The sequence below is a fragment of the Hyphomonas sp. UBA3195 genome (genome assembly GCF_002366485.1).
Lineage (GTDB): Bacteria > Pseudomonadota > Alphaproteobacteria > Caulobacterales > Hyphomonadaceae > Hyphomonas.
This window is the reverse complement of record NZ_DEXB01000034.1, coordinates 4,726-31,291: the sequence shown is the minus strand read 5'-3', so window position 1 is coordinate 31,291 and position 26,566 is coordinate 4,726. Positions and strand designations below refer to the sequence as shown.

Annotated in this window: 28 protein-coding genes; 14 read left to right on the top strand and 14 right to left on the bottom strand. The window is 61.1% G+C overall.

The window, feature by feature from the left end:
- Both B2344_RS10640 and B2344_RS10635 read left to right on the top strand, forming a co-directional pair.
- On the top strand, nucleotides 1-1,638 hold the full coding sequence (locus B2344_RS10640) for a ComEC/Rec2 family competence protein (protein ID WP_290485202.1): 1,638 nt from the start codon (nucleotides 1-3) through the stop codon (nucleotides 1,636-1,638).
- A gap of 15 nt (nucleotides 1,639-1,653) precedes the next feature.
- Nucleotides 1,654-2,121, top strand: a complete 468-nt coding sequence (locus B2344_RS10635) for a hypothetical protein (protein WP_290485201.1) — start codon at nucleotides 1,654-1,656, stop codon at nucleotides 2,119-2,121.
- Here B2344_RS10635 and lexA read toward each other — a convergent pair.
- The 3 genes from lexA to trpD form a co-directional block, all read right to left on the bottom strand.
- Nucleotides 2,118-2,798 carry a transcriptional repressor LexA gene (gene lexA, locus B2344_RS10630; RefSeq protein ID WP_034815518.1) on the bottom strand — a complete coding sequence of 227 codons (681 nt, stop codon included), beginning with the start codon at nucleotides 2,796-2,798 and terminating at the stop codon, nucleotides 2,118-2,120. The genes B2344_RS10635 and lexA overlap by 4 nt on opposite strands.
- Nucleotides 2,799-2,859: 61 nt before the next feature.
- On the bottom strand, nucleotides 2,860-3,663 hold the full coding sequence (gene trpC / locus B2344_RS10625) for an indole-3-glycerol phosphate synthase TrpC (protein WP_290485200.1): 804 nt from the start codon (nucleotides 3,661-3,663) through the stop codon (nucleotides 2,860-2,862).
- Nucleotides 3,660-4,691 carry an anthranilate phosphoribosyltransferase gene (gene trpD / locus B2344_RS10620; RefSeq protein WP_290485199.1) on the bottom strand — a complete coding sequence of 344 codons (1,032 nt, stop codon included), beginning with the start codon at nucleotides 4,689-4,691 and terminating at the stop codon, nucleotides 3,660-3,662. Before trpD ends, trpC begins: the two co-directional genes overlap by 4 nt.
- Nucleotides 4,692-4,904: 213 nt before the next feature.
- Here trpD and B2344_RS10615 point away from each other — a divergent pair, with 213 nt between their 5' ends.
- Complete coding sequence (locus B2344_RS10615) at nucleotides 4,905-5,912, top strand: class I SAM-dependent methyltransferase (RefSeq protein WP_290479540.1); 1,008 nt, start codon at nucleotides 4,905-4,907, stop codon at nucleotides 5,910-5,912.
- 129 nt (nucleotides 5,913-6,041) lie between these two features.
- A complete protein-coding gene (locus tag B2344_RS10610; RefSeq protein WP_206990605.1) occupies nucleotides 6,042-6,518 on the top strand; it encodes a pyridoxamine 5'-phosphate oxidase family protein in 477 nt (158 codons plus the stop codon).
- Here the strand turns inward: B2344_RS10610 and B2344_RS10605 are convergent.
- The 3 genes from B2344_RS10605 to B2344_RS10595 are packed head-to-tail and all read right to left on the bottom strand — an operon-like array spanning nucleotide 6,515 to nucleotide 10,421.
- Nucleotides 6,515-7,099: an anthranilate synthase component II gene (locus B2344_RS10605; protein ID WP_290481715.1), complete on the bottom strand. Its 585-nt coding sequence runs from the start codon at nucleotides 7,097-7,099 to the stop codon at nucleotides 6,515-6,517. The two genes, B2344_RS10610 and B2344_RS10605, sit on opposite strands and share 4 nt — an antisense overlap.
- The gene (trpE, locus tag B2344_RS10600) at nucleotides 7,096-8,523 is read right to left on the bottom strand and encodes an anthranilate synthase component I (RefSeq protein ID WP_290485198.1); all 1,428 of its coding nucleotides are present in this window, start codon (nucleotides 8,521-8,523) and stop codon (nucleotides 7,096-7,098) included. The genes B2344_RS10605 and trpE overlap by 4 nt, the downstream gene beginning before the upstream one ends.
- A complete protein-coding gene (locus B2344_RS10595; protein WP_290485197.1) occupies nucleotides 8,520-10,421 on the bottom strand; it encodes a peptidylprolyl isomerase in 1,902 nt (633 codons plus the stop codon). The genes trpE and B2344_RS10595 overlap by 4 nt, the downstream gene beginning before the upstream one ends.
- 97 nt (nucleotides 10,422-10,518) lie before the next feature.
- On the opposite strand from B2344_RS10595, the gene tpiA reads away from it, so the two are divergent.
- The 3 genes from tpiA (at nucleotide 10,519) to B2344_RS10580 (ending at nucleotide 13,526) form a co-directional block, all read left to right on the top strand.
- Complete coding sequence (tpiA, locus tag B2344_RS10590; protein WP_290479537.1) at nucleotides 10,519-11,268, top strand: triose-phosphate isomerase; 750 nt, start codon at nucleotides 10,519-10,521, stop codon at nucleotides 11,266-11,268.
- Between the two features lie 83 nt (nucleotides 11,269-11,351).
- Nucleotides 11,352-11,825 (top strand): preprotein translocase subunit SecG, encoded by a 474-nt coding sequence (gene secG / locus B2344_RS10585; protein WP_051607879.1) that lies wholly within the window; start codon nucleotides 11,352-11,354, stop codon nucleotides 11,823-11,825.
- Nucleotides 11,826-11,888: 63 nt separating this feature from the next.
- Nucleotides 11,889-13,526 (top strand): CTP synthase, encoded by a 1,638-nt coding sequence (locus tag B2344_RS10580; protein WP_290485196.1) that lies wholly within the window; start codon nucleotides 11,889-11,891, stop codon nucleotides 13,524-13,526.
- Nucleotides 13,527-13,731: 205 nt separating this feature from the next.
- Here the strand turns inward: B2344_RS10580 and B2344_RS10575 are convergent, their stop codons facing one another.
- The 5 genes from B2344_RS10575 to B2344_RS10555 form a co-directional block, all read right to left on the bottom strand.
- Nucleotides 13,732-14,418, bottom strand: coding sequence for a hypothetical protein (locus B2344_RS10575; protein ID WP_290485195.1), 687 nt, complete (start codon nucleotides 14,416-14,418; stop codon nucleotides 13,732-13,734).
- 134 nt (nucleotides 14,419-14,552) lie between these two features.
- Nucleotides 14,553-15,776, bottom strand: a complete 1,224-nt coding sequence (locus B2344_RS10570) for an SAM-dependent methyltransferase (protein ID WP_290485194.1) — start codon at nucleotides 15,774-15,776, stop codon at nucleotides 14,553-14,555.
- Nucleotides 15,773-16,594 carry a DUF1365 domain-containing protein gene (locus B2344_RS10565; RefSeq protein ID WP_290485193.1) on the bottom strand — a complete coding sequence of 274 codons (822 nt, stop codon included), beginning with the start codon at nucleotides 16,592-16,594 and terminating at the stop codon, nucleotides 15,773-15,775. Before B2344_RS10565 ends, B2344_RS10570 begins: the two co-directional genes overlap by 4 nt.
- Nucleotides 16,591-17,907, bottom strand: coding sequence for an NAD(P)/FAD-dependent oxidoreductase (locus tag B2344_RS10560; protein WP_290485192.1), 1,317 nt, complete (start codon nucleotides 17,905-17,907; stop codon nucleotides 16,591-16,593). Before B2344_RS10560 ends, B2344_RS10565 begins: the two co-directional genes overlap by 4 nt.
- Nucleotides 17,904-19,358 (bottom strand): cryptochrome/photolyase family protein, encoded by a 1,455-nt coding sequence (locus B2344_RS10555; RefSeq protein ID WP_290485191.1) that lies wholly within the window; start codon nucleotides 19,356-19,358, stop codon nucleotides 17,904-17,906. Before B2344_RS10555 ends, B2344_RS10560 begins: the two co-directional genes overlap by 4 nt.
- 160 nt (nucleotides 19,359-19,518) lie before the next feature.
- Between B2344_RS10555 and rfaE2 the strand changes: the two genes are divergently transcribed.
- Both rfaE2 and B2344_RS10545 read left to right on the top strand, forming a co-directional pair.
- On the top strand, nucleotides 19,519-20,985 hold the full coding sequence (gene rfaE2, locus B2344_RS10550; RefSeq protein WP_290479531.1) for a D-glycero-beta-D-manno-heptose 1-phosphate adenylyltransferase: 1,467 nt from the start codon (nucleotides 19,519-19,521) through the stop codon (nucleotides 20,983-20,985).
- On the top strand, nucleotides 20,982-21,161 hold the full coding sequence (locus tag B2344_RS10545; protein WP_206990593.1) for a hypothetical protein: 180 nt from the start codon (nucleotides 20,982-20,984) through the stop codon (nucleotides 21,159-21,161). The genes rfaE2 and B2344_RS10545 overlap by 4 nt, the downstream gene beginning before the upstream one ends.
- 4 nt (nucleotides 21,162-21,165) lie before the next feature.
- Here the strand turns inward: B2344_RS10545 and hspQ are convergent, their stop codons facing one another.
- The gene (hspQ, locus tag B2344_RS10540) at nucleotides 21,166-21,495 is read right to left on the bottom strand and encodes a heat shock protein HspQ (protein ID WP_349677876.1); all 330 of its coding nucleotides are present in this window, start codon (nucleotides 21,493-21,495) and stop codon (nucleotides 21,166-21,168) included.
- Between the two features lie 144 nt (nucleotides 21,496-21,639).
- On the opposite strand from hspQ, the gene B2344_RS10535 reads away from it, so the two are divergent.
- On the top strand, nucleotides 21,640-22,803 hold the full coding sequence (locus B2344_RS10535) for a Ppx/GppA phosphatase family protein (RefSeq protein WP_339798088.1): 1,164 nt from the start codon (nucleotides 21,640-21,642) through the stop codon (nucleotides 22,801-22,803).
- Nucleotides 22,793-23,500 carry an RlmE family RNA methyltransferase gene (locus tag B2344_RS10530; RefSeq protein WP_034815489.1) on the top strand — a complete coding sequence of 236 codons (708 nt, stop codon included), beginning with the start codon at nucleotides 22,793-22,795 and terminating at the stop codon, nucleotides 23,498-23,500. Before B2344_RS10535 ends, B2344_RS10530 begins: the two co-directional genes overlap by 11 nt.
- A gap of 13 nt (nucleotides 23,501-23,513) precedes the next feature.
- Here B2344_RS10530 and B2344_RS10525 read toward each other — a convergent pair whose 3' ends face one another.
- The gene (locus tag B2344_RS10525) at nucleotides 23,514-23,810 is read right to left on the bottom strand and encodes a dodecin family protein (protein WP_290485190.1); all 297 of its coding nucleotides are present in this window, start codon (nucleotides 23,808-23,810) and stop codon (nucleotides 23,514-23,516) included.
- 140 nt (nucleotides 23,811-23,950) lie between these two features.
- On the opposite strand from B2344_RS10525, the gene B2344_RS10520 reads away from it, so the two are divergent.
- Nucleotides 23,951-24,361: a GFA family protein gene (locus tag B2344_RS10520; RefSeq protein ID WP_290483059.1), complete on the top strand. Its 411-nt coding sequence runs from the start codon at nucleotides 23,951-23,953 to the stop codon at nucleotides 24,359-24,361.
- Nucleotides 24,358-24,774: a hypothetical protein gene (locus tag B2344_RS10515; RefSeq protein ID WP_290483058.1), complete on the top strand. Its 417-nt coding sequence runs from the start codon at nucleotides 24,358-24,360 to the stop codon at nucleotides 24,772-24,774. The genes B2344_RS10520 and B2344_RS10515 overlap by 4 nt, the downstream gene beginning before the upstream one ends.
- A gap of 1 nt (nucleotide 24,775) precedes the next feature.
- Here B2344_RS10515 and B2344_RS10510 read toward each other — a convergent pair whose 3' ends face one another.
- Entirely contained in the window at nucleotides 24,776-25,144 is a 369-nt protein-coding gene (locus B2344_RS10510) for a hypothetical protein (protein WP_290485189.1), read from the bottom strand.
- A gap of 73 nt (nucleotides 25,145-25,217) precedes the next feature.
- Here B2344_RS10510 and guaB point away from each other — a divergent pair.
- Nucleotides 25,218-26,566 (top strand): IMP dehydrogenase (gene guaB, locus B2344_RS10505; RefSeq protein WP_290485188.1); only part of this gene is annotated, 1,349 nt, incomplete at its 3' end.

Genomic DNA, 26,566 nt, shown 5'->3' with positions numbered 1-26,566 from the left:
ATGGACGCGGGTGAGGCTCTTGCGCCGCAGAAACACAACTCCCCTGCCAAAGGCAAGGGGCGCGCCGCGCAGGATGCAGCGCAGCCACGTCAGATATGGTCAATTGCGACCGTCGATGCACTGCCCCTGTTGCTCGCCTTTGCCATGGCAAGCGGCGCTGCGGCGTATTTTCTAGCTCCCGCTGAACCAGACTTTGAACCGGTATTGCTGGCGCCGCTTGCCATGGCGATCCTGATCGCGCTGGGGCGACGATTCCTGTTGCCATCCCTGCTTCAACTTTGCGTGTGGCTTGCCTTCGGCGCGGCGCTTGGGATGAGTTCTGCAGCATTGCGGGCGCGGCTGGTCGCAGCGCCCGTGATCGTTGCAGAGACCGGGCCGGTCATGGTCGAGGGCTGGCTGTCGGAAATCGAGACTGGCGCCAAGGGACCCCGTTTGCGCATCGATGTGCACGCCATCGCAGGGCTGACGCCGGAAACGACACCCAAGACCGTGCGCCTGACGCATCGCTCCCGGCTGGAGGTTTCCTCCGGACGCTTTGTACGATGCTGGGGTGTGCTGAGGCCGCCGCCCGCCCCGAGCATGGAGGGGGAATATGATTTCCGGCGGCAGGCATGGTTCGAACAACTTGGAGGCGTCGGCTATGTGCAGGGCCGCTGCCGGGGTGGCACGCTTGGCGCGCCGGATGGAATACTGCCCGATATCCGGATGAAGGTCGCAGCCTTCCGCAGGCAATTGGCGGCGCATGTGAACATTGCCGCGGGTGATCGGGCGGGTGGCTTCGCGGCTGCGCTCGTTTCGGGCGACCGCAGCTATATGCGCGTGGAGGATCAGGTCGCCCTGCGTAATTCCGGCCTGGCGCACCTTCTGGCAATCTCCGGTCTCCATATGGCGATTGTGGGCGCGCTGGTTTTCTACCTCATGCGGCGACTGCTCGCCTGTATCGAGCCATTGGCGCTGCGCGTGGCGGTGCAGAAACCCGCAGCGATCATCGCACTCGCGGCGAGTTTGGCTTATCTGATCCTTTCCGGCGCCGGCGTTTCCACCCAGCGGGCTTTCATCATGCTGGCGGTCGTGTTCGGCGCGGTCCTGTTCGACCGGGCAGCGCTGAGCCTGCGCTCCTTTGCAATTGCGATGATCCTGGTGATCCTGTTGCAGCCGGAAAGCGTCATGACGCCCGGCTTCCAGATGTCGTTCGCAGCGTCAGGCGCCCTGATCGCCACCTACGAGGCGTGGACAGCGCGCCGATCCGCTTCCGACAAGGTGCTGGGCAGCTTCAGCTATAGCTGGGCCTCGCTCGCGGTCACGTCTCTCGTCGCCGGCACGGCAACGGCCCCGTATGCACTCTACCATTTTGACCGGCTCGCGGGGCTCGGCCTACTGGCCAATCTCGCAGCCATGCCGGTGATCACGTTCGTGAGCGCGCCCGCCGCTGCGGCTGCGCTGATCCTCACACCATTTGGATACGGAGATCTGGGCTTGCGTGTCTTTGGCTATTCGCTGGAGGCCATTCTCTGGATCGCCCAGACGTGTACCGAACAGGCACCAGGCGGGCTGTCTCCCGGCAAGCAAATGCCGGGTGTCTCACTCGTCCTGTTCAGTGCGGCGTTGGGACTGGCTGTGGTTGCAAGGGGCATATGACGCTGGCTGTTTGTGGTGGCCCTCAGCGGGCCGGCAACCTGGCTCTGGATCGCGGCCCCGGCCATGGCGCTGCATTGGTCGGCTTCGGGCGACGTGTTCGTGCGGCTGGCTGGCGGCGAGGTGCACAAGATCCGCTACATCGATGGCGATGGTTTGTCGCCGATGCGGTTCAGCACGTTGGAGCCGTCAGGCCTGTGTGCAGACTGGCCGTGCATTCTGGATGCCGAGATCGGCCGGATAGCGCTGCCGCGCCCCGACGCCGATGCCACAGCCTGTCATCCTCGCGCCGATGCCGCGTATGAACTTGTCCCACACGCCCTGACGGATACGGGCGAACGATCCGTCAGTTGCGCTGAGCCTGTCTTGTGGTCTGACGTGGTCCGGACAGGTGCCATCACTCTCAACACGAAAGGTGCGCCATCAAAAAGGGCCGCGCCTTGTAAAGCGCGGCCCTGGAAACCTTGCGGTGTGGAAACCGATTAGTCGTAGCGACGGATCAGAGCGACGAGGCGGCCCTGCACCTGCACCCGGTCAGGCCCGAAAATGCGTGTTTCGAACGCCGGGTTGGCGGCTTCAAGCGCCACGGAGGCGCCTTTGCGGCGAAGCCGCTTCAGTGTGGCTTCTTCCCCATCGACCAGCGCGACGACGATGTCGCCCGTATTGGCTGTATCCGTGCGGCGGCAGACCACGATGTCACCCTCAAGGATACCCGCGTCGATCATCGAGTCACCCTGAACTTCGAGGGCGAAGTGTTCTTCCCCATCGGTCAGGCCATCCGGCGCATTGACGTGACCATTGTCCTGCTGGATCGCAGAAATCGGCAGACCAGCGGCGATACGGCCGATCAGCGGCACGGTATGTGCGCTCTGAGTCGGGGCGGGCTGACCGGAGGATACGAGTGCCGGCTTGAACTCCTTGCGGCCGCGAGGGGCGCCGGGCGAAACCGATTCCGGTAGTTTCAGCACTTCAAGGGCGCGGGCCCGATGCGCAAGACGCCGGATGAACCCGCGCTCTTCAAGCGCTGTGATAAGACGGTGGATGCCGGATTTGGACGCCAGGTTCAGCGCATCCTTCATCTCGTCAAAGGATGGCGAAACGCCGGTTTCCTGAATGCGCTCATTGATGAAGAGCAGCAATTCCTTTTGTTTACTAGTCAGCACGGGTGACTCCCTTCGGGCGAATCTATGTTCACTTATGTTCTACATGTGTTCATGCTTCGGGTCAATTCGTGCCAGCTACCCTCATTTGTGTAACGCTTTTGTGGCGGTTTATGCCCATTTTCATAAGGCTTTCCCCGATAAGAAAGCGCCGGGTGCCTGTTTCGCGCAATCTTTTGATATGTTCGGGCGATGAGACGCCACTTTCGGAAATCAGCACCTTCTCAGCCGGGACCAGCGGCGCGAGGCGCTCGGTTGTGCCCAGATCGGTGACCATGCGCTTCAAGTCCCGATTGTTGATGCCAATGAGCGGAGACGGCAGATCGAGCGCGCGTGCCAGCTCTTCCTCATTGTGGGTCTCGAGCAGGACGTCCATGCCGAGGTCGAGTGCCGTATCCGTCATCTCGCTGGCCTGAGCGTCGCTGAGGCAGGCCATGATGACCAGGACGCAATCGGCGCCATGCACGCGGGATTCGATCACCTGATAGGGATCGATCATGAAATCCTTGCGCAGCATGGGCAGGCCGACAGCGGAGCGAATTTGAGCGAAATCCTCCAGGCTGCCGCCAAAGCTCGGCCCATCCGTCAGGACAGAGAGGCAGGCCGCGCCACCGGATTCATATTCGCGGGCAATCTGGATAGGGTCCGCGCCCGGCAGGATGTCCCCGGCGGACGGGCTCTTGCGCTTCAGCTCGCAGATCAGTGCGTTCTCGTCGAGGCCGGCAATCATGGACATGGATTGAGCGAAGCCGCGCGGCGGGCTGGCCTCGGGCAGGCGTGCCTCCAGCGCGGCCAGCGGGGTCTCGCGCTTGGCGGCGGCGACTTCATCGACCTTGTAGGCGATGATCCGATCAAGGGCGGTGCTCATTCCGGATCCTGCCCGTTGGAGAGAGCAGCCAGGGCCCGCAAGGTTTGCCGGGCCTTGCCGCTGTCGATGGCCTCGGCGGCCATGGCGGCGCCCTGTTTGAGCGTGTCGGCCTTGCCATAAACATGCAGGCCGGCGGCTGCGTTGAGCAGCACGACATCGCGGAACGGGCCTTCCTGGCCCTCCAGCAATTCGGTGATGGCGAGCGCATTGTCTTCCACGCCTCCGCCCTCCAGGGTCGACAGCGGGCTCGTTTCCAGTCCGGCGTCGGCAGGGGTCAGCTCGAATTCGTGTAAATCGTCGCCCGCCACTTCACAGACTTTCGTTGTGCCGGCGATGGAGATCTCGTCGATGCCGTCCAGGCCGTGCACGACCCAGGCGCGCTTGGTGCCGAGACGCGACAGGGTCTCGGCCATCGGTCGCACCCATTCGGGCGCGAATACGCCCAGAACCTGGTATTCGGCACCGGCCGGATTGCTGAGTGGGCCGAGCAGATTGAAGATGGTGCGGATGCCGAGTTTTGCGCGCACCGGCGCGACATGGCGCATGGCACTGTGATGGCTGCGCGCGAACATGAACGCGACGCCGCAGCCATTCAGGCATTCGAGGAAGGTTTCTTCGTCCATGTCGAGATTGACGCCGAGCGCTTCGAGCACGTCGGCCGAGCCGGTCTTGGGCGGCACCGAGCGATTGCCATGCTTGGCGACCCGTCCGCCCGCCGCCGCGATCACGATCGCGCTGGCGGTGGAGGTGTTCAGGCTTTTCCATGGCAGGCCGCCTGTCCCGCATGTATCGAGGACAGGCCCTTCCACATGCACCTTGCGGGCATGTTGGCGCATGATGCGCGCCCCGGCGGCGAGCTCGTCGGCTGTCTCTCCCCGCACGGTCAGGCCCATGAGGAACGCACCGACCTCTTCGGGGGCCGCCTCGCCGGACAAGAGCTTGTCGAAAGCCCCCTCAAGCGTAGCGATGTCCAGTGGCTGGCGGCGGGCAATGGCCAGCAGGGCGGTGGTGAGACTGTCTGATGGCATAGGAAGGTCATCCGGGTCTGGTTCGCGTCTGCATAGGGTGTGTGGGGGCGTCAGATCAAGTCTGACGACGCCGCAGGGCGAGGTTTCACTGCATCCGCCACAAAGGCTTCAAGCAGGATACACGAACACGTGATCGCATTTGCAGGAAGATTGGGTTAGGTTCGCCGAACAGGGGAACTTCAAGAGAAAACTGACCTGATTGAGGAGGACATTATGAAACCCAATTTGTTGCTCGCGAGCGTTGCTGGCATGGCCTTGCTGGCCGCCTGTCAGACCGCACCGGCTGACGATATGTCAGACAACCTGACCGCCGAAGAGACGATCGAGGTGGAAAGGGTGATGGAAGCTGAAGGATCAGTGGAAATTGACCAGTCTGCCGAAGCCGAGATGGCGGAGATGGCCGAGACAGCTGATGAGGCGATGGATGTTTCCTCGTCTGTCGCGCTTGCTGCGGCGCTCGCATCGCAGCCCGAAGACGTTCAGGCCCGCTACGAGGCGCGCAATCCGGGTGCGACGCTGGAATTCTTCGGCATTGAGCCGGGTATGACGGTCGTCGAGGCCCTGCCGGGCCGTGGCTGGTACTCCAAGATCCTGCTTCCTTATCTCGGTCCTGAGGGCAAGCTGATCGGCGCGCACTATCCGGACGAGATGTGGATCCGCATCCTTCCAGGCGCTGACGAGGAACGCGTCGCGGGTATCCTGGCCCAGCTTGAAGGCTGGACCGAGACCGCAGAAGGCTGGGCCGGCGAGAATGGCGCGAAAGTCTATGACTACAAGCTGACGACCCTGCCGGACGACAAGGCCGAGAAGGCCGACGCCGCATTGTTCATTCGCGCACTGCACAATCTCTACCGGACGGAAGCAGAGCTTGGCACGTTCTCAGCTACCATTGCCGAGACGTATCGCATTCTGAAGCCAGGCGGCGTCGTCGGCGTGGTCCAGCATCGCGCGTCGGAAGACACGCCGGATGAGTGGGCCGATGGAAATGCAGGATATCTGAAGACCAGCTTCGTGGTCGAAGCTTTCGAGGCTGCCGGGTTCGAACTGGAAGAGTCGAGTGAGGTCAATGCGAACCCCGCCGACGATGCCGGTCCAGGCGACATCGTGTGGCGCCTGCCACCGAGCTTTGGGACGTCGGAAGAAGGCTCTGCAGAGCGTGCAGCTTTTGCCGAGATTGGCGAATCCGACCGGATGACGCTGCGCTTCCGCAAGCCTGAATAGACGCGTCATCATCCGTATCGGGAAGGGGCCCTGACCGGGCCCCTTTTTCATTGGGGCGCGAACCGTCTTGCGGAACCGGCTGCCCGGAAAGGCGTTGAGAGGGAAACACTGAAAGGAACTTCCCCTCCCATGACCCAACTCGCTGACAAGGACCTCACCGAAACTTTCTGGGATCGTCTTGAAGACTGCCGCACAGGCATGCTCGTGATTGATGGCCGGGCTGTGCCCATGTCCCACTATGTTGATGAGAACAAGCGCGAGCTGTGGTTCATCACCGCCAAGGGTACGTTCATGGCCGAACATGCCAACGGAACGAACGCGCACTATGTTCTGTGCAATGACAAGGAAGGGCTCTATGCCAGCCTGTCCGGTCGCCTCATGCCAGAAATCAACAAGGAGAAGCTTGATGAATACTGGAGCTTCATCGCGGCCAGCTGGTACGAAGACGGCAAACAGGATCCTGACGTCCTACTGCTGAAACTGTCGCTTGATGCCGGTGAAGTCTGGACGTCAAAAGGCGGCGCGAAGTTCTTCTACGAAATTGCCAAAGCCAATCTCACCGACGACAAGCCGGACATTGGCGAGCATTTCGAAATCAGCTTCTAGAGCTTGTCGAGCCAGTTCTTGAGCAAGGCGTGGCCGTGCTCGGTCAGGATGCTTTCCGGGTGGAATTGCACGCCGTAGATCGGCCGTGTCTTGTGGTGCAGGGCCATGACTTCGCCATCCTCGGTGAAGGCGTCGGCTACCAGAACTTCCGGCAGGTCTTCGGGCTTCACCGCGAGTGAATGGTATCGCACCACTTGATAGGTTTCGGGCAAACCTTCGAAAAGGTCCCCGCCGGTCTGGCGGATTTCTGACAGCTTGCCGTGACGGATTTCCCTGGCGGTGATGACCTCGCCGCCAAAGGCTTGCCCGATGGACTGATGGCCGAGGCAGACGCCGAGGATCGGCAGGTCTTTAGGCGCCTTCTGGATCAGCCCCACACAGATGCCGGCCTCGTTGGGAGAGCAGGGGCCGGGAGACAGGAGAATGCCGTCCGCACCGGTGGCGAGGGCTTCCTCGACCGTCATTTCATCATTGCGGACCACGCGCGTTTCCGCGCCCAGCTCTTCCAGATAATGGACGAGATTCCAGGTGAAGCTGTCATAATTGTCGATGACGAGGATCTGCTTCTTTGGCGCGCTCATTGATCATGCTCATATGCGGCGGCCAGTTCGGCAGCGCGGCGAAGTGCGCCAGCCTTGTGGACGGTTTCATCATATTCGTATTGCGGCACGGAATCGAGCACGACGCCGCCGCCAGCCTGGATGTGCAATTGGCCATCCTTCAGCACCGCGGTGCGCAGCGCGATACAGGTGTCGAGATCGCCATTCCAGCCGAAATAGCCGACTGCGCCGCCATAGATGCCGCGGCGATGGCTCTCCATCTCGTTGATGATCTGCATGGCACGGATCTTCGGCGCGCCGGAGACGGTGCCCGCCGGGAAGCCTGCGAAGAGCGCATCCACGCTGTCGAGCCCCTCGCGCAGGTCGCCTTCGACATGGCTGACGATGTGCATGACGTGGCTGTAGCGCTCGACGATGAACTGCTCGGTGACCGTCACGCTGCCATAGGCGGCGACGCGGCCGACATCGTTGCGGCCAAGGTCCAGCAACATGAGGTGCTCGGCGATCTCTTTCGGATCGTTGAGCAAGCCCTCGGCGCGGCGGGCGTCTTCCTCATCATCCCCGCTGCGTGGGCGTGTGCCGGCGATCGGGCGGATGGCGACGCGGCCATCGCGGACGCGAACGAGAATTTCCGGGCTGGAGCCGACCAGGCTGACCGCGCCGAGATTCATGTGGAACATGAAGGCCGACGGGTTCAGGCGGCGAAGCGCGCGGTAATAGCTGATCGATTGGCGCGGGAAGGGTGTGGAGAAACGTTGGCTCGGTACGACCTGAAAGATGTCCCCGGCGCGGATATAGTCCTTGCACGCTTCGACAATCTCGAAATAGCGCGCCTTGGAGGTGTTGGACTGCAGTTCCACCGGCGCGGGCGCCTGATCCTTGGGTGGAATCTGGGGCAGGCGTTCCAGCCGTGCCTCGACATCATCCAGCAGGGCGTCGATCTCGGATTCGTTGTCGGCTTCGACGCGGCCGATCAGCAGGATTTCCTGATAGATGTGATCGAACACGATGACCACGCGCGGGATGACCAGAAGGGCTTCCGGCACGTTCAGCATGTCCGGCTTTGTAATCTCCACCGGCTCGACATATTGGATCATGTCATAGCCGACATAGCCAAAGGCCCCTGAGGCCATAGGTGGCAGGTCTTCGTCGGCGCTGGCGCGGGCATCGCGGGCAAAGGCTTTCAGAGCCGCAACAGGCTCGGCATCAAGCGTCTTGGCGTCCGAGAAGTCAGCATCGCTGGCCGTCTCGGCTTTGCCATTGAGAATGCGAAACCAGCGGTCAGGTTCAAGCCCGATGAAGGAATATCGCCCAAGGCGTTCGCCACCTGCAATCGACTCGAACAGGAAGCTGCCGGGCGTTTCCGCGCCCAGCTTCAGCATGGCGGCAACCGGGGTTTCTATGTCCCCGATTCGCCGACGGACAATCAGTCTGGCATTGCTCATTGGTCTGACGTGATAGTGGCCTTGTAGGCTCTGAGCGTGCCTTGATTGGTGCGTAGCTTCATGGTGGCCGCGATCTCGGCTTCCATCGCCTGATCAAGATCGGTCTGCAGAGAGGTCAGCAGACTGGAATTGGCCAATGGGGCCAGTTCCGACATGTCCGCCTCGCTCGGTGGTGTGATGTCGGTGATCTGCATCACCATGACTGCATCACCCGTCCGGCTCGGGAAGGTGAAGACATCGCCTTCCTTGCCGCTGAAGACGGAAGTGACTGCCGCATTTGGCAGGCCGGAATCGGCAGCCGTGCGCCGTGTGATCGGCGCGAGGGGTGTTTCGACCACTTCGTTGGCAGCGCGCGCTTCAGCTTCCAGTGTGCTCTCGCCAGACTTGATCCGGTCGGTCAGATCATCCAGCGCGGCCTGTACGCCGTTGGCTTCACGCTGGCGAACAAGACCGGTGCGCACATCCTCACGCAATTCCTCAAATTCCGGCGTGTAGCTTTCAAGTACTTTGCGGGGGGATGTGAGATAGGTCGCTTCGCCAATATCGATGCGGTTGCTGGTTTCACCGACCGGGATTTCGAACGCCTGCTGGAAAGCTTCTCCGGCGCTGATCAGGCCCATGAGCGCCACGCCTTCACGGGTGCGGCCAGACTGGTCAACGGGCGCGAATGTGATGAGCGGCACGCCGACTTCCTCGGCGATCTGACCGATCGGGTAGCCAGCGCCAATTGCGCGATCCAGCGCTTCCATTTTCTCAAACAGGAGGACGGCTGCGCGTTCGCGGGAGAGTTGGTCGCGAATCTCGCCTTCAACCTGTTCCAGGGGAAAGACTGCGCCGGGCTGGACCGAGACGAGCCGCGCCACGAGCCATTGGTCGCCGCGCTCGGCCGGGCCAAACAGGGCGCCGCTTTGCTTGCCGGCCCCGAACATGGCTTCTGCGAGCAGAGGATCGGACACGCTTTCACGGCGGCCGGTGCGGGTTTCGCGCGAGGCGACGCCTTCTACGCTTGCCGGGTCTGCGCCCGCGGCGAGCAGGCCAAAGGCCGTGCGGGCCGCTTCGCGGCTGGAGAACATGAGCTCGACATAGGTGCGGGTGTCAGGCTCTGAGTACCGCTCCGACTTGCTAGCTTCATAGACGGTGGCCACTTCCTGATCAGTCACGGTGACCTCTGACAGGAAGTCTTCGGCAGACATGCGCAGCACATCAATCATCCGACGCTCAGGCTGTTTCAGCGCTTCGAGATTTTCATCATAATAGGCGCGGATTTCGTCTTCCGTGGGCGCGTCAGGCTCTGGCAGGCTGCTCGTGTCGAGAATGAACCAGCCGACATTGCGCGCTTCGCCAATATAGCGCGCTTGCAATCCGGAAAGCGTTTTCGGCGGAAAGATCGCGGCGCCGGCTGCGTCGCGCAGCGCTTTCATCGTCAGATCGTCAGACAATTGCTGTTCATAGTCAGCCTGAGTGATGCGGCTGCGATAGAGGACATCGCGATATGTATCGAGGTCGAGCGCGCCGGTCAGCGGGTTCTTGAAGGCGTCGATGTTCTTCAGTTCTTCCACAACGGCATCGGTGGAGGGATGGACGCCGATGGAGTCGGCATAGCCGAGCAAGGTGAGCTTGGCGGCTTCGAGCTGGAAGACCTGGTCGATGACACCCTGTTCCAGCAATTCCGGCTTGGTAACGGGCTCTTCGGAGTCCGCATTGATGTTCCGGATGACGCTCTCAACGCGGCGATCGAAGGTGACGGCATCAAAGCCCCGGCTGCCCGCGGCGGCCATGTTGGAGCCGATTCCGCCCCGCAGCTGAGCGAACATCTGGTCAACACCCCAGAACGCCATCCCCGCAATGATGATCATGACAATAATCTTCCCGACGAAGGAATTCATCAGGCTTTTCATCAAGGCTAGCATATCGGCAGCGTCTTTCTGGCAGGTTGAGCGGTGGTCCAGTGCTTGCTAGGCGACCCCGTTAGGTCTTTCAAGATAGGGATAGCTTATGACCAGAACACTTATCGCCGGGAATTGGAAGATGAACGGCCTCAAGTCCAGCCTTGGGGAAATCCGAGATGCGGCTGCAGGCGTGGGTCAAGGCAAGGCCGGGGTCGAGGCGCTGTTGTGCGTACCGGCAACCCTTCTGACCCTTGCGGCAGAGGCCGCGCACGGCTCAGCGCTGCGGGTCGGTGGCGAAACCTGCCATGCGGCCGAAAGCGGCGCGCATACTGGTGATGTGTCGGCAGAAATGCTGGCAGACGCGGGCGCAACCCATGTCATTGTTGGCCATTCAGAGCGCCGGACAGACCATGCGGAGAGCAATGAAATCGTGGCCGCACAAGCCGCAGCCGCCCTGCGCGCGAGTCTGACGCCGATCATTTGCATTGGCGAAAGCCTCGACCAGCGCAAGGCGGGTGAGACGCTGGAATTCGTGGCCAGCCAGATCGCAGGCTCGATTCCGGACGGGGCCACGGCTGAACAGATTGTGATTGCATATGAGCCAATCTGGGCCATCGGTACGGGCGAAGTTGCCACGCCAGATCAGATTGATGAAGTTCATACCGCGATCCGCACGCGCCTTACAGAACGATTCGGTGCTGAGGCCGCAGACCTCATTCCGCTGCTCTATGGCGGCAGCATGAAGCCGGGAAATGCGGCTGAAATCCTTGCGGTCAAGGATGTGAATGGCGGTCTAATTGGGGGGGCAAGCTTGAAGGCGGCGGATTTCCTCGCCATTTACGGTCAAGCAAAGTAATCAAAGACTGAACCCGAAGGCTTGGCGTCTGTCCCCAATGGGGATATGCGGGCCGCTTGAATTTTACTGGAAACGCACCAGCCATGCAGAACGTCATCCTTGTAGTCCACATCCTCGCCTGTCTTATCGTGACAGGACTGGTCCTGATCCAGAAATCCGAAGGCGGCGGCCTCGGTATTGGTGGTGGCGGCGGGGGCGGCGCGGGATCGCTCATGTCCGGACGTGGCGCTGCCGGCGCCCTGGTGCGTTCCACGATCATGTTTGCCGGTATCTTCTTCGTGACCAGCCTGGCGCTGACCACACTGGCCAATCGCAACACGGATACGCGCACCAATGTCGAGCGCGCACTTGGCGCTGACGAAGATGGCGCAACCGGCCCGGTTGACCTGCTGGATCCAACCGCGCCGCTGCTGGAGGGCCAGGACGGCCTGTCCACGCCCGCGCCGGAAGCGGCTGAGCCGGGTGTCCTGATCGATCCTACGGCAGACATGCCACCCGCCGATATCGAGGCTGATCCTGTGCCGGAAACCGAGCCGGAAACAGGTAATCCCCAGTAATTGCGCCGCGCAGGTGTTTTCCCTGCGTCCCATTTGTCCGAATCACGGCATCAGGGTGATCCCATGATCCGCTATATTTTCATTACAGGCGGCGTGGTGTCCTCCCTTGGCAAGGGTATCGCTTCCGCCGCACTCGGTGCGTTGCTTCAGGCGCGTGGCTACAAGGTCCGTCTGCGCAAGCTCGATCCGTATCTCAATGTCGATCCCGGCACGATGAGCCCCCGCCAACATGGCGAGGTCTATGTCACCGATGACGGCGCAGAGACCGATCTGGACCTTGGTCATTATGAGCGCTTCACCGGCGTCTCGGCACGCCAGTCCGACAATATCACGACGGGGCGGATCTATAGCCGCATCATCGAGAAGGAACGGCGCGGGGATTATCTCGGCGCGACGATCCAGGTGATTCCGCACGTCACAAACGAGATCAAGGATTTCGTCCTGTCCGATCCGGGCGAGGATGTGGAATTCGTGCTCTGCGAAATCGGCGGCACGGTCGGCGATATTGAGGGCCTGCCATTTTTCGAGGCGATCCGTCAGCTCGGCCAGGAACTCGGGCCGGAGCGCGCCTGCTTCATCCATCTGACACTGCTGCCCTATATTCCGGCGGCGGGCGAGATGAAGACCAAGCCGACCCAGCACTCGGTGAAGGAGCTGCGCTCGATCGGTATTCAGCCCGATGTGCTACTCTGCCGGTGTGATCGGCCGATTCCGGAGACCGAGAAGGGCAAGATTGCCAGCTTCTGTAATGTGCGCCTCTCCAGCGTGATCGAAGCGCGCGATGTGGGCCATATCTATGATGTGCCGGGCGCTTATCATGCCGAGGGGCTCGACAAGGAAGTCCTGTCGCATTTCCGCATCGAAGACGCCCCGGAGCCGGACCTGTCCGGCTGGAGCGAGATTGCGCACACGACGCATCATCCGGACGGCAATGTCTGTATCGGCCTCGTCGGAAAATACACCGATGTGCCGGACGCCTACAAATCCGTTGCCGAGGCGCTGACGCATGGCGGCCTTGCCAACAAGGTGAAGGTCGATATCCGCCTGATCAATTCCGAAGAATTCGATGATGAGCATCGGCCGCTGGACATTCTGGAAGGCGTGCATGGCATCATCCTGCCGGGCGGCTTTGGCGAGCGCGGCGCACATGGCAAGATGCGTGCGGCACGGTTTGCCCGCGAGCGCAACGTGCCGTGCTTCGGTATTTGCTATGGCATGCAGATGTCGGTGATCGAGGCGGCCCGCAACATGGCCGGTATCGAGGAAGCGAACACGACCGAGAATGACCCGGACACGTCTGCACCGCTGGTCGGCCTGATGGAAGAGTGGACCAAGGGCAACGAAAAGGTCCAGCGCGACGCCAATACCGACAAGGGCGGCACGATGCGCCTCGGCGCTTATCCGGCCCGCCTGACGCCGGGCAGCAAGGTCGCCGAAATCTATGGCACGCTCGATATCTCCGAACGCCACCGTCACCGCTATGAGGTGAATGCCGGTTACATCAAGGCGCTGGAAAAGGCCGGCGGGCTGTTCTCCGGCCTGTCGCCAGACGGCAAGCTGCCGGAGATTTTCGAGCTTCCGGAGCACCCCTGGTTCATCGGCGTGCAGTATCATCCAGAGCTGAAGTCCCGTCCGTTCGAGCCGCACCCGCTGTTTGCAAGCTTCATCGGCGCGGCGGTCAAGCAGAGCCGACTGGTTTAGGATCCTTCCGTCAAGATCCGTCACCCTCGACCGCGAAGCGGTCTGAGGGCCCATCTCTGGTTTTGCCTCATGCACTAGCGGCCCGGTTCCGAGATGGGCACCCAGATGAGCTGCGCTCATCGGGTGTGACGCGGAGGGGGCGACCAGCACTTTTATCCGGCGCGGAAGATTCCGGCCGGGTGCGTGTCTCCAAAAACAATCCGCCTCAGGACGAATTGAAGTGGGGTTGCACGGCGTGCGTTTCAGCCTCGATCAGTTGGGCTGTCTCGCGTTGCAGGCGCGTCAGAGGGCCGTGCCGGAATAGGCGCTTGCCGGTTTTGGCGATCAGTTGTCTGGCTTCGCCAAGGCAGCGGCGGATCTTTTTGATATAGAGATCGCGATGATCCATCGCATGGTCGAGGGCCATCAGCCGGCGGACGAGGCGTTTGGCGGGCAGGATGTCGCTCGGGAGTTTATCGTATTCATGGATATCTGGGACGTCGTCCGCATCAAGGAAGCGGATGCGTGGGCCTGTCTTGAATGTCGGCCTGGGCGGCTTTGCATCCGGGCGATGAGCGCGGGTCTCGAACAGACGGAAAGCTGGCTGGAATACGCGGGCGATGTGTTGCGTGGTTTCTTGCGGGCGCGCTGGACCTGAACTGGCTGTCTCTCGAGGGAATACAGGCAACGCACCCAGTTCGGCCGCGCAGAGATAGAGACAGCGGCGCAGCGCCGGTTCGGCCTGGGCCAGGAAGCGCGACAGGCGCGAAATCGCGTGACGCGGCAGGAGCGGCGTATGCGGCGTCAGGCCGAGCCGCTCGCGCAACTGGATCACGCCGAGGCTGATGACATTCAGCATCAGCCAGACGGCGGAGCGGATTTCCTGTGGAGGTGAATAGCGCAGTTCGGACATGAGCTGAGCATCCGGGGTGGGGGTGCCGGTCGGATTGGTCTTTCAACGGTCTTTGATTTTATTGGAGAATTCTGCGGGGCTTGCGGGACTACCGAGCCCGTATCATCGGCATGCGCCGAAAGGCGGATGTGGTTCTAAGGCTTGGACACCTGGAACTGGCCGACATTGATGCGCCCGTCAGTGAAGCCGGCATCGCAATAGGACAGGTAGAAATTCCACATGCGGCGGAAGGGCTCATCGAAGTCCAGCTTGGCGATCGTGTCCCAGTTGGCATTGAAATCGCGCGCCCATTCGCGGCAGGTGCGGGCATAGTCCTGACCGAAATAGGTGACGCCATCATGGCGCAGGCCCGCCGTGTGGAACTGTTCCTTCAGAGCGGTCTCGCTGGGCAGCATGCCGCCCGGAAATATGTGGCGCTGGATGAAGTCGACGCGCTTGCGGTAGCGCGGGAACAGTTCGTCATCGATGGTGATGATCTGGAGCGCGGCGCGGCCGCCCTGTTTCAGGCTTTCGAAGATTTTCGCGAAATAGCTCGGCCAGTAGGATTCCCCGACCGCTTCGAACATCTCGATGGAGGCGACGCCATCATATTGGCCCTGATGGTCGCGATAGTCTTCGAGGCGGATTTCGACGCGTTCATTCAGGCCCTGTTTCTGCATCCGCTGCATGGCGAAATCACGCTGGGATGGCGAGATGGTCAGGCACGTGACTTTCGAGCCGCGTTGCTTGGCGGCATATTCGGCAAAGCCGCCCCAGCCGCAGCCGATTTCCAGGATTTCCGACGAGGGCCCCGCACTGATCCGGTCACAGATGTTCCGGTACTTGTTCTGTTGGCCCTGTTCGAGGCTCGTGTTCGGGCTGTCGAAGATGGCCGAGGAATAGGTCATCGAAGGGTCCAGCCAGAGACTGTAGAAATCATTGCCCAGATCATAATGGGCCATGATGTTCTTCTTCGCGCCCTCCCGGGAATTGCGGTTGAAGATGTGGCGGACCATGTTGACCCAGCGCACCACTGCGCCGCCCACGGCAAGTTTGCCGATATTGTCGAAATTGGCAGAGAAGAAGCGCAGCACTTCGGTCAGGTCAGGCGTTGACCATTCGCCATCCATGTAAGCCTCGGCAAAGCCGACATCGCCGCCAGCCATGGCGCGTTTCACGAAATTATAATCGTGGACAATGATGGTGGCATGAGGACCGGTATCGTCATGCCTGTATTCGAGCACGCGGTCGCCGGGCAAGACAAAGGACACGCTGCCCTTCTGGGTATTGAGCAGCGCGAAGGCGGCCAGACGAAAGCTTGTCGGAACGTCTTTCAGGTTCCGAATGGTCTGGGTGCTGGCTTTGATGACCTCAGTCATGCGGCATCCTTCCGCTTATCAGCATTACGTATTTGTTGGGATAACGCAATTGTTGTGCCGGTTTCCGGAGGGGCGGGCTTTGGGCGATAGGCGGCGCCGCGTATCCACACTTTGAGGGCCTGCCAGTGGATTCCGAGGGTCACGCCGAGCGTGGAGAGCGGGTTGGTGACTGCGAGTTTCAGCAGGTTTGCGCTGGTGGCAGGCATCCGCCGGGCGGTGATGTTTGCCATATGAAGGCGCTTTTCATGTCTCAGGCTTTCCACGACCACTCCCAATTTTTCTTCCGGCGAACGCAGGGTGAAGCGGTAGGTTCCGGTGACGTCGAAGAAGGGGGATACGTGGAAAGACTTTGGCGCACTGTGCGCGTTGCGGCCCGGATTGACGGCGGCAACGTAACAATGGGTCTCGCCGAATGTGTTGTTCACTTCATAGATGATCCCGCGCAGGTCGCCGTCCGGGCCGTAGCCATACCAGAGCGAGAGGGGCGCAAATTTGTAGAACAGGTGGCGCGGGAAGGTGACGAGGCGGATGGCGCCGCCGTCCAGTGTAATGCCTGCCTTGGCAAGTTCGGATTCGGCCCAGGGACGTAGCGGCGCGTCTTTCTGCTTGGGGCCGTGGTCTTCGGTGCGGAAGGCGAACAGGCCGGGCGCGTTGACGCTGAACAGGGCTGAGCTGGCCGCGGCCTCGTCCAACCGGTCGATGTCGAGATCAATCAGGACGAGATCATATGCAAACCGCCGCTCGAATGGCTGATAGCGCACATGGACAGTCTGGCCTTTCCAGAGGCTCAGTGCGGGCTGGGGATGCGCATTGGTCAAACAGACACCTCGGCAGCGACTTCCACAGGGCGAAGTTTGCGTGCTGGCTGTACAATGTCCACACCTTCGGCCGTCCACGGCACGGATCCGCCAAGGGAAAGGGCGGCTGAGAGGCCGGATTTCAGGCCGTCCTCATGAAAGCCGCGGCCCATCCATGCGCCGGCGATCCAGAGACCGTTCTGACCCTGAATACGCTTCAGGCTGCGCACGGCTGCTTCGGCGGCGGCATCGAACTGCGGATGGTCGAAATCATATTCGAGAAAGGTCAGCTCGTCGCGAGGGGGCGTGTCGGGGTTCAGCGTGATGAAGAGTGGGCGCTCATCGGGCAGGCCCTGCAGCCGGTTCATCCAATAGGTGAGGCAGATGTCGCCGCTTTCCTGTTTCAGCACGGCCCAGCTGGCCCAGGCGGCCTTGCGCGAGGGCATCAGCGCCGGGTCGCGGTGGAGATAGATACGGTTTGGCCGATAGCGAACCGAGCGGAGCAGGAAGGCCTGATCTTCGAAATGTTCCTCGGTCAGGCGCAGGGCCTGGTCGGAATGGGTGGCGAGAATGACATCATCGAATATTTCGCGACGGCCATCGGTCGTCACAACCGCGATATGGTCACCAAAGGGAAAAATGCGCTCGACGCCCAAGTTGAGGCGAACCCGGTCGCCGAGCGCGTCCGCAACAGTGCGGACATAGTTTTCACTGCCACCGGTGACGGTACGCCAATTCGGGCGTTCCTTGTGCATGAGGCGGTGATTGTCGAAGAACTGGAAGAAGCTCATGGCGGGGTAGTCGACCATCTTGTCTTCGCAGGTGGACCAGATGGCGGCTCCCATGGGCAGAATATAGTTCGTGCGGAAATCTGTATCGAACTCATGGCGGTCGAGCCATGCGCCCAGAGTTGTATCCGTAATCGTGCCATCGGCGAGTTCGGCGCGCGCAATGTCGTTGAAGCGGAGGATGGTGCGCCAGAAGCGATGGAATTTCGGGCTCAGGAGATTGCGACGCTGGGCAAAGATGCCTTTCAGTGTAGACGCCCACTCCCAGCCTTTCGGATCAGAGACCGCAAAGCTCATGTCGGACGCTTGTGTTTCGACACCAAGTGCATCGAAGAAGCCGATCAGGTTCGGATAGTTGAGTGCATTATAAACGATGAAGCCGAGATCGACCTTCGTTTCGTGGCCGTCATAGTCGAACGCATGCGTGCATGCGTGCCCCCCGGCCCGGCCTGATTGTTCGTAAAGTGTTACGTGTGCGGAATTGCGCAGCGCCCATGCAGCGCCGAGGCCGGATATTCCAGATCCAATAATGGCGATGCGTTTCATGCGGCGTCTCGCTTTTCTTTCAATGTATCATATGCGTCGAGTGCGCGCTGGCGAGCGCCGGAATGGTCGACTATGGGTTTCGGATAGGTCTTGCCGAGCTGGATGCCGGCCTTGTTCAGTATCTCTTCGCTGGCTTCCCACGGGGCGTGCAGGTACTTGTCTGGCAGGTCCTTCAGTTCCGGGCAGAAGCGCCGCACATAGGCGCCGGTCTCGTCGAACTTGCTGCCCTGGCTGATCGGGTTGAAGACCCGGAAATAAGGCGCCGCATCGGCGCCTGAGCCTGCAGTCCATTGCCAACTGGCGGCATTGTTGGCCGGGTCAGCATCGACCAGCGTGTCCCAGAACCATGCTTCGCCGTCCTGCCAGGGCAGGAGAAGGTGCTTGGTCAGGAAGGAGGCGACAATCATCCGTACCCGGTTGTGCATCCAGCCTGTCTGCCAGAGCTGGCGCATTCCGGCGTCGACCATCGGATAGCCGGTCTGGCCCTTGGTCCAGGCGTCAAAGGCATTCTTGTCTTTTCGCCACGGCATGAACTCGAATGAGTCATTATAGTTTTCGGAGGCGAGCGCCGGATTGTAAAACAGGAGTGTATGGGAAAATTCCCGCCAGCCAATTTCTGACAGGAAGGTGTGACCATCCTTTTCCGGGATCGTGCCGGCTTCCATACCAGCATGGACAGCGCGCCATATCTGCAGTGGTCCGATCTCGCCGAAACGGAGATGTGGGGAGAGACCGGACGTGGACATGTCGAGGTCCGGGCGGTTGCGATCTTCCTTGTAGCCATTGATTGGCCCATCAAGGAAATCGGTCAGGCGGGCAATCGCGCCGTCCTCGCCGGGAGTCCAGTCATCAAAGCCTGTGGACCAGTCAGGGCTCGACGGGTGGAGGCCCCAATCATCGAGAGATTCGCTTTCGTGTTTGGGGCCGCTCAGCGTTTTGTGGCGGCCATACGTGTCGCGCGCGACGAAGTTGTTGCGGGCCGCGCGCCAGTAAGGAGTGAACACCTTGTAGTAGCCACCCGCATTGGTCTCGACCTGCCACGGCTCGTTCAGCAGCCGCGCATTGTGGCTGGAGACATCCAGGCCCCGCTGGGTGAGGTCTTCCTTGATTGCGGCATCCAGATCGCGTTCGGGCTGGTCATAGCGGCGATTCCAGAAAATGGTCTCTGCGCCGGTCTCTTCGATGACGGTGTCCAGCACATCGGCGGATTGCCCGGAGCGAAGGGTCAGCTGGGCGCCCGCCTGTTTGATATCCGCGGCAAGCGCGCGCAGGGATTTGTCCAGCCACCATTTCGAGGCGCCGCCGAGGGGCCGCAGGCCTTTGGTCTGCTCGTCCAGTATGTAGAGCAAGACGAGGGGCCTGCCGGACGAGACGGCGGCATGCAGGGCCGGATTGTCGGAAAGGCGCAGGTCTTCGCGGAACCAGACGATGGCAGGCGCAGATTGTGACACAAGACCTCCGGGCAGGGTTGAACAGTTTACAAAGCCTCTACGCGCGAGTTCGCGGAATGGATCATGCGGGGCTGAGCCTTGGTCTTCCGCGCCTGCAATTGGGGCGGTATACCCTTTCGATGTTCAAAAGAATCATACGCCCCAGCGGAGTGTAACCGAAATGTCAGGCACACATCTTCCGGGTCTCATCCACGCCGCTGCGGGCAAGCGTGTTGTCTGTGTTGGCGATGTCATGCTGGACCGGTTTATCTATGGCGGCGTCACCCGCATATCCCCCGAAGCGCCTGTGCCGATCATGCGGCGCACCCGCGAAGCGGCGATGCCGGGCGGTGCGGGCAATGTGGCACGAAACCTTGCTTCGCTCGGCTTGTCGGTCTCGCTTATCGGGGTTGTCGGGGATGATGGCGAAGGCCGGGAACTGGCCGCGCTGCTGGGAGACATTGAGGGCGTTGATGCCGATTTGATCGCCATGCGCGACCGGTCAACCACGCTGAAGACGCGCTTTGTCGCCGGGGGACAGCAATTGCTGCGCGTGGACGCGGAAGATACCAGCCCCATCGGGCCGAGCCCGGAAGCCGAGCTGATTGCCTCCATTGCCGACGAGGCGAATGAAGCAAGCGTGATCATCCTGTCCGATTATGCCAAGGGCGCGGTGACGGATGGCGTCATTGCAGCCGCGCTGGCGGCTGGAGACCAATATGGCATTCCGGTGATTGCCGATCCGAAAGGCCGCGATTTCACGCGCTATGGCGCGGTGGACTTGCTCAAGCCGAATGCCAGCGAGTTGGCCGCAGCCATGGGGCTGAGGGTGGAAACGGATCAGGATGTCGGTGAGGCCCTGACGGCTGCGCAGACCTTGCTGATGGCGAAATCCATTGTCGTGACGCGGGCCGCAAAGGGCATGTCCTATGCCATCGAGGGCGAGCCGGCCGTGCATCTGAGCGGTCAGGCGCGCGAAGTGTATGACGTGTCGGGCGCGGGCGATACGAGCATTGCGGCGCTGGCGCTGGGCCTGGCAGGCGGCGGCTCGGTGGCGGATGCGGTCAGCCTGGCGATCACGGCGTCCGGGATTGCCGTCGGCAAGGCGGGCACGGCTACGGTCTCTGCGGATGAGATGATCACGGCGTTGCAGATGGGGCTGCGCAATGGTGGCGTCAGCTATCTGACCCTCGACGCAGCCAGGGCACAGGTCGCTTCCTGGCGGGATTCCGGGCTGACCGTCGGCTTCACAAATGGCTGTTTCGACATCCTTCATCCGGGGCATTTGCGGGTTTTGGAAGAGGCCAAGTCGCGCTGTGGCCGTCTGGTGGTTGGCCTGAACTCGGATGCGTCCGTATCGCGCCTGAAAGGACCGACGCGGCCGGTCAATGACGCTGACTCCCGCGCGCGGGTCCTGTCGGGCCTGATGGCCGTGGATGCGGTGGTTGTTTTCGAGGAAGACACACCCGGCGCGCTGATCGAGGCGTTGCAGCCGGACTTGCTGGTCAAGGGCGGGGATTATTCCATCGATACGATTGTTGGCGCTGACACAGTGCAGGCACGCGGCGGAACGGTGCATATCGTGCCGTTGGTGGATGGACAGTCGACCACGGCGGCGATTGCTCGGGCGCAGTCCAAGACAGAATGAGCCCGGCTGCGCAAACAGCCGCCCAATTGCTCAAACAATATGGCGAAGACGCAGAAGTGATTGCCACGCTGCGTGCAGCGGAAGTGGCCGCGCAGGGTGACGTCGAGGCATTGGCGCACTGGGACGCGGTGATCGCCTGCCTGACGGGTGAAGCTCCTGAAGGGCTGCCGAACTAGCGCGTCAGTTGGCGACGCCCTTTTTGAGCTCATAGCGCCCGCGTCCGGTTTCGTTGAACCATTCCTGGATGTCCGGATGGCTGAGCGGTGTGTCGGAATCGTCAATCACCAGGTTCTGTTCCGAGACATAGGCGACGTAATGTGTGCGCTCGTTCTCGGCGAACAAATGATAGAAGGGCTGGTCTTTTGACGGACGCACTTCTTCAGGAATGGATTCATACCATTCATCAGTGTTGGCGAAGACGGGGTCGACATCGAAAATGATGCCGCGAAAGGGGAAGTGGCGGTGGCGCACAACCTGGCCGATCTGGAACTTTGCGAGCAGGGGGGTGATGTCGTTATAGCGCTGGTCACGGTCGAGGGGTTTGTCGAGCAGCAGCGCGTCGTCGGCAACCTTACGGCGACCGATTCCCACGCTGCCTAGCAGCTTTCCCAAGAGCGATGCGCGTCTGGTCATTTCCCACTCCTGTGATACACCATGCATCAACTGAAAAACTTGGGCCACACTATGGCTGAAAAAAAATCAGCGGTACGGCGCGGAAAACGCGGCCGACCGCGCCCAGCCAGGGCCTCGGACCTCTATGCGGCCGTGGACCTTGGAACCAATAATTGCCGCCTTCTGGTGGCCACTCCACACGGAAAAACTTTCCGTGTGGTTGATTCGCACTCCCAAATTGCCCGTTTGGGTGAGGGATTGCACGAAACCGGTCGGCTGTCCGAAGCTTCGATAGAGCGCGCGATGGATGCGCTGAATGCGATCCGCGGGAAGCTCAAGACGCATGGAGTCGGCAAGGTCCGCTGCATCGCGACCGAGGCTTGCCGAAAGGCAGAGAATGGTCCGGATTTCATCCAGAGGGTGCACGACGAGACCGGCCTGACCTTCAAGATCATTGGCGCGAAGGAAGAAGCGCGCCTTGCCAGTATCGGGTGTCATGACCTGATTGGCGATGATGCGCCGTCGGTACTGGTGGTGGATATTGGCGGCGGGTCGACGGAATTGTCGTGGCTGAATGCCGAACTGGCGCGGGCCAATGGCCTGAACGGCCTGATCCAGCGTGCGCCCATCCAGAACTGGACCAGCCTGCCGCTGGGCGTCGTGACCCTGACCGAAGCCTTTGCTCATCTGCCGGACGCAGAAGCCTATCAGGCAATGCTGGATCATGCCGGAGAAGTTATTGAAGCCTGGCAAGGCACGCAGGCGATCCGTTCTGCGATGGGTTTGAGAGGGGCGCACCTGATCGGTACGTCCGGCACAGTGACCTGCCTGGCGGGCGTACATCTGAAGCTCGACCGCTATCGCCGTGACAAGGTGGACGGGACGTGGATGAGCCGGACCTCGGGCGAAAAAGTGCTGAACATGCTGCGCGAAGCCGGACCGGACGGGCGGGCGGCCCTGCCGACGATTGGTGAAGAGCGCGCAGGACTGATGCTGGCGGGCTGTGCTATTCTGGACGCGCTTTGGCGGGCCTATCCGGCGGGGCGTTTGCGGGTTGGCGACCGTGGCCTGAGGGAAGGCCTGCTACTCAGCATGATGTATGGCCAGAAGCCCGCGCGGCGTCGTCGCAGAGGCGGGCGCAAACGGCGCGAAGGCGGCAACACGCCTCAAACCCATTCGGCAGCGGAGGCCGGCAATGACGGATGATGGAAAGCGCCGCTGGAAAGGTCCCGGCAAGGAAAGCAAGAACACGTCCGGTCGCCAGATGACCGAGCGCAAGGTCACGGCGCATCGTGCGAAGAATGAAAGTTCCAAACGCTGGATCGAACGCCAGCTACAGGATCCCTATGTGCGCAAGGCCAAGGAAGAGGGCTATCGGGCCCGCGCGGCCTACAAACTACTTGAGATAAATGAAAAGCTGGACCTGCTGCGCAAGGGTCAGCGCGTTGTTGACCTGGGCTGTGCGCCCGGCGGGTGGATGCAGGTCGCGCTGAAGAAGGGCGCGCTGGAAGTGGCGGGTATCGACCTCTTGCCGGTCGAGCCGATTGAAGGCGCGCATATCATTGAAGGCGATGTGAATGAGCCGGAAGATGTTGCGGCCTTGCTGGAAGGGCTGAGTGGACCGGTTGACCTTGTCCTGTCCGACATGGCGGCGAACACGACCGGGCACAAGCAGACGGACCATTTGCGCACCGTCGCTTTGGTCGAGATGGCGGTCGCGTTCGCGATTGAACATCTCGCGCCGGGCGGCACATTCTGTTCGAAAGTGTTTCAGGGTGGCGCGACGAAGGATGTGCTGGACACGTTGAAGGCGCATTTCAAGACGGTGCGCCACATCAAACCGCCATCAAGCCGGGCCGGAAGTCCCGAAATTTTCGTGGTGGCAAAGGGATTCAAGGGTTAATTCAAGGGCGCTATCAGAGCCGCCAATCGATTGTATTCCGTACGCGGCGGTTGGGGCGTCTGGAGAGAACGGAATTCAGATAGGCGTCGTTTTCGGATTTTCTGGGCTTGGATTCATAGCCCAATTCGACCGACACTTCGTAATGGGTGACTTGTCCCTTGCTGATGAAGCCACGGGCGGTCGAGACTTCGAACCAGTCTGGTTCCCCAAAGAGATCGCGCGCTTGAACCAGGGCCCGATCAATCGCGTCGTCAACCGAAATCGGTGACAGGCCGACGATGCGGCGAAGAGGAGGGTGGGCGCTTGCCATAAGTTAATAGGTTGCTTCTGCGTTTTGTGGGTTCTCTTGCAAGTACTATGCAAGACCAGAGTAATTGTTCCGAAAAAACCTTGTATTGCTTTAGATTTGTGTCCGCTCCACTATCCGTCAGCGAGTCAGGGAGAAAGTTAATGGCCATCAAAGGTGGATGTTATTGCGGCGCGATCCGGTATGAGGCGGGAGGCGATGCGATCATGAAGGCAAGTTGCCATTGCCGGGAATGCCAATACTTCACGGGTGGGCAGGCCAATACGATCATGGCGATGCCAACTGCGGAGTTCCGTTACACGCTCGGCACGCCAAAAGGATATCGCCGGGGAGATCTGGAACGTGGAGCGCTACGCGAATTTTGCTCCGATTGCGGAACGCATATCGCAACGCGATCCCCCTCACTGCCGCAGGCGGTGATCCTGAAAGTCGGCACACTGGATGATCCATCCGTGTTCGGTGCGGCCCAAATGGCCATGCAGGTTGCGGATGCGCAGAGCTTCCATCATGTTCCAGACGATATCGCCAGATTTGAAAGGTTTCCCGGCCAATGATCAGGATAATTTCCATCATACTCGCAGGTGTAGTAGTGTCGGGCTGTGCCTATCTGCAGGATGTCTATTCCAGCGACGGCGTGTATGGTTCCGGGGCGGACCCTTATGAAAAGATCCAGTTCGCGGGAGAAAAGGCCACTGGGGCCGAACGTGCCGCATGTGAATCCGCAGGCGGTCGCGTCGCGCGTGACGGCATGCGGGGGTGGGAACAATGCATTCAACCCTTCGAAGACGCCGGAAAGGCGTGTGCGGATAATGCTGATTGCATTGGCCAATGCCGTCTCAGCCTCGGCGACGACATGCCAGAAGCCGGCAAGCCTGTTACGGGCAAGTGCCAAGCGACTGACAGCCCCTTCGGATGCTATGCCACCGTCGAAAATGGACGCGCGACACCGGCGCTCTGCGTAGACTAGATTACACCGGAAGAAGGTGCGCCTGCGCTTCGTCGAGGCCGCCGTCGAAATGCTGGATTGTATATATATTGGAAAGATCAATCGGGCCCGTAGGGTCGAACCGGCCCCAATTTTCCAGCGTGTAGCTGGAATGGGGCAACAGGGGCGGCTGGCCGGTGGCCTTTCCGATCTGCCAGATCGGCACGGCAAGACAGGCGGGCAGGGATTGGAGATGGGCGCGGACGCGACCTGTTGGCAGAATGCGCGGCAAGGCCAGCGCGACATCGCGGACCGGATGAAGAAATTCCGGCAGGGTCACATTGGCTGGATCGAAAGATGACAGGAAACCTCGGTCGAAGCTGAGGCTATATTCTGCGAAAAGCTCGCACATTGCAGGGATTTTCAGGAGGGGACTTCACAAAGGCTCGCGACTCCCTTATTGGGCCAAAAAGGGAGCTCCCCACATGAAAATCCGGCAAGCCATTACCTTCGACGACGTGCTGCTCCAGCCCGGGGCCAGCGAGGTCATGCCCGCTGACGTCAACGTCTCCACCTTCCTGACCAAAGCCATTCCGCTGAACATTCCGCTGATCTCGGCGGCGATGGACACGGTGACCGAGGCACGCCTGGCGATTGCCATGGCGCAGTCCGGCGGTATCGGCGTGATCCACCGCAATCTCTCAATCGAACAGCAGGCCGGTGAAGTGGCCATGGTGAAGAAATATGAGAGCGGCGTGGTGATGAACCCCGTCACGATCTCGCCGAGTGCGAGCCTTGGTGATCTGGTCGAGCTTAAACAGCGCACGGGCTTTTCCGGCGTGCCGGTCGTGGACAAGAGCGGCAAGGTCGTCGGCATTATCACCAATCGTGATACGCGCTTTGCCGATGACGTCTCGGAATCGGTGGCAAACCTGATGACGAAAGAGGTCGTGACCGTGAAAATGGACACGCCGAACGACGAAGCCCGGCGCCTGTTGCACAAGCATCGGATCGAGCGTCTGGTCATCGTGGATGACGATAATCGCTGCGTCGGCCTGCTGACCGTGAAAGACATGGACAAGGCGGCCGTGAACCCGAACGCCGCCAAGGACGCCGCCGGTCGCTTGCGCGTCGCGGCGGCCTCGACCGTGGGCGATGCCGGGTTCGAGCGCACCGAAGCTCTGATCGCGGCGGGCGTGGATTGTGTCATCATTGACACCGCGCATGGCCATTCGATCTCTGTCGCGCAGGCGGTTGAGCGGGCGAAGAAGATATCCAATTCCGTCCAGATCATTGCCGGGAACGTGGCGACCGCCGAGGCGACCAAGGCGCTGATCGATGCGGGCGCGGATGCGGTGAAGGTCGGCATTGGGCCGGGCTCGATCTGTACGACGCGGATTGTGGCCGGGGTTGGCGTGCCGCAACTAACTGCAATTGAAGCGTGCGCGAATGCGGCGCAGGCGAGCGGCGTGCCGGTGATTGCCGATGGCGGCATCAAATTCTCGGGCGATTTTGCCAAGGCGCTCGCCGCCGGGGCCTCGACCGCGATGATGGGCTCCATGTTCGCTGGCACCGAGGAAGCGCCCGGCGAAGTGTTCCTCTATCAGGGCCGTTCGTACAAGGCCTATCGCGGCATGGGCAGCCTCGGCGCAATGGCGCGCGGCTCGGCCGACCGCTATTTCCAGAAGGACGCCGCGCAGGAGAAGCTGGTGCCGGAAGGCATTGAAGGCCAGGTGCCGTTCAAGGGCCCGCTCGGTCCGATCATTCACCAGATGGTCGGCGGCCTGCGCGCGGCGATGGGCTATGTCGGCGCCAAGACGATCGACGAGCTGCA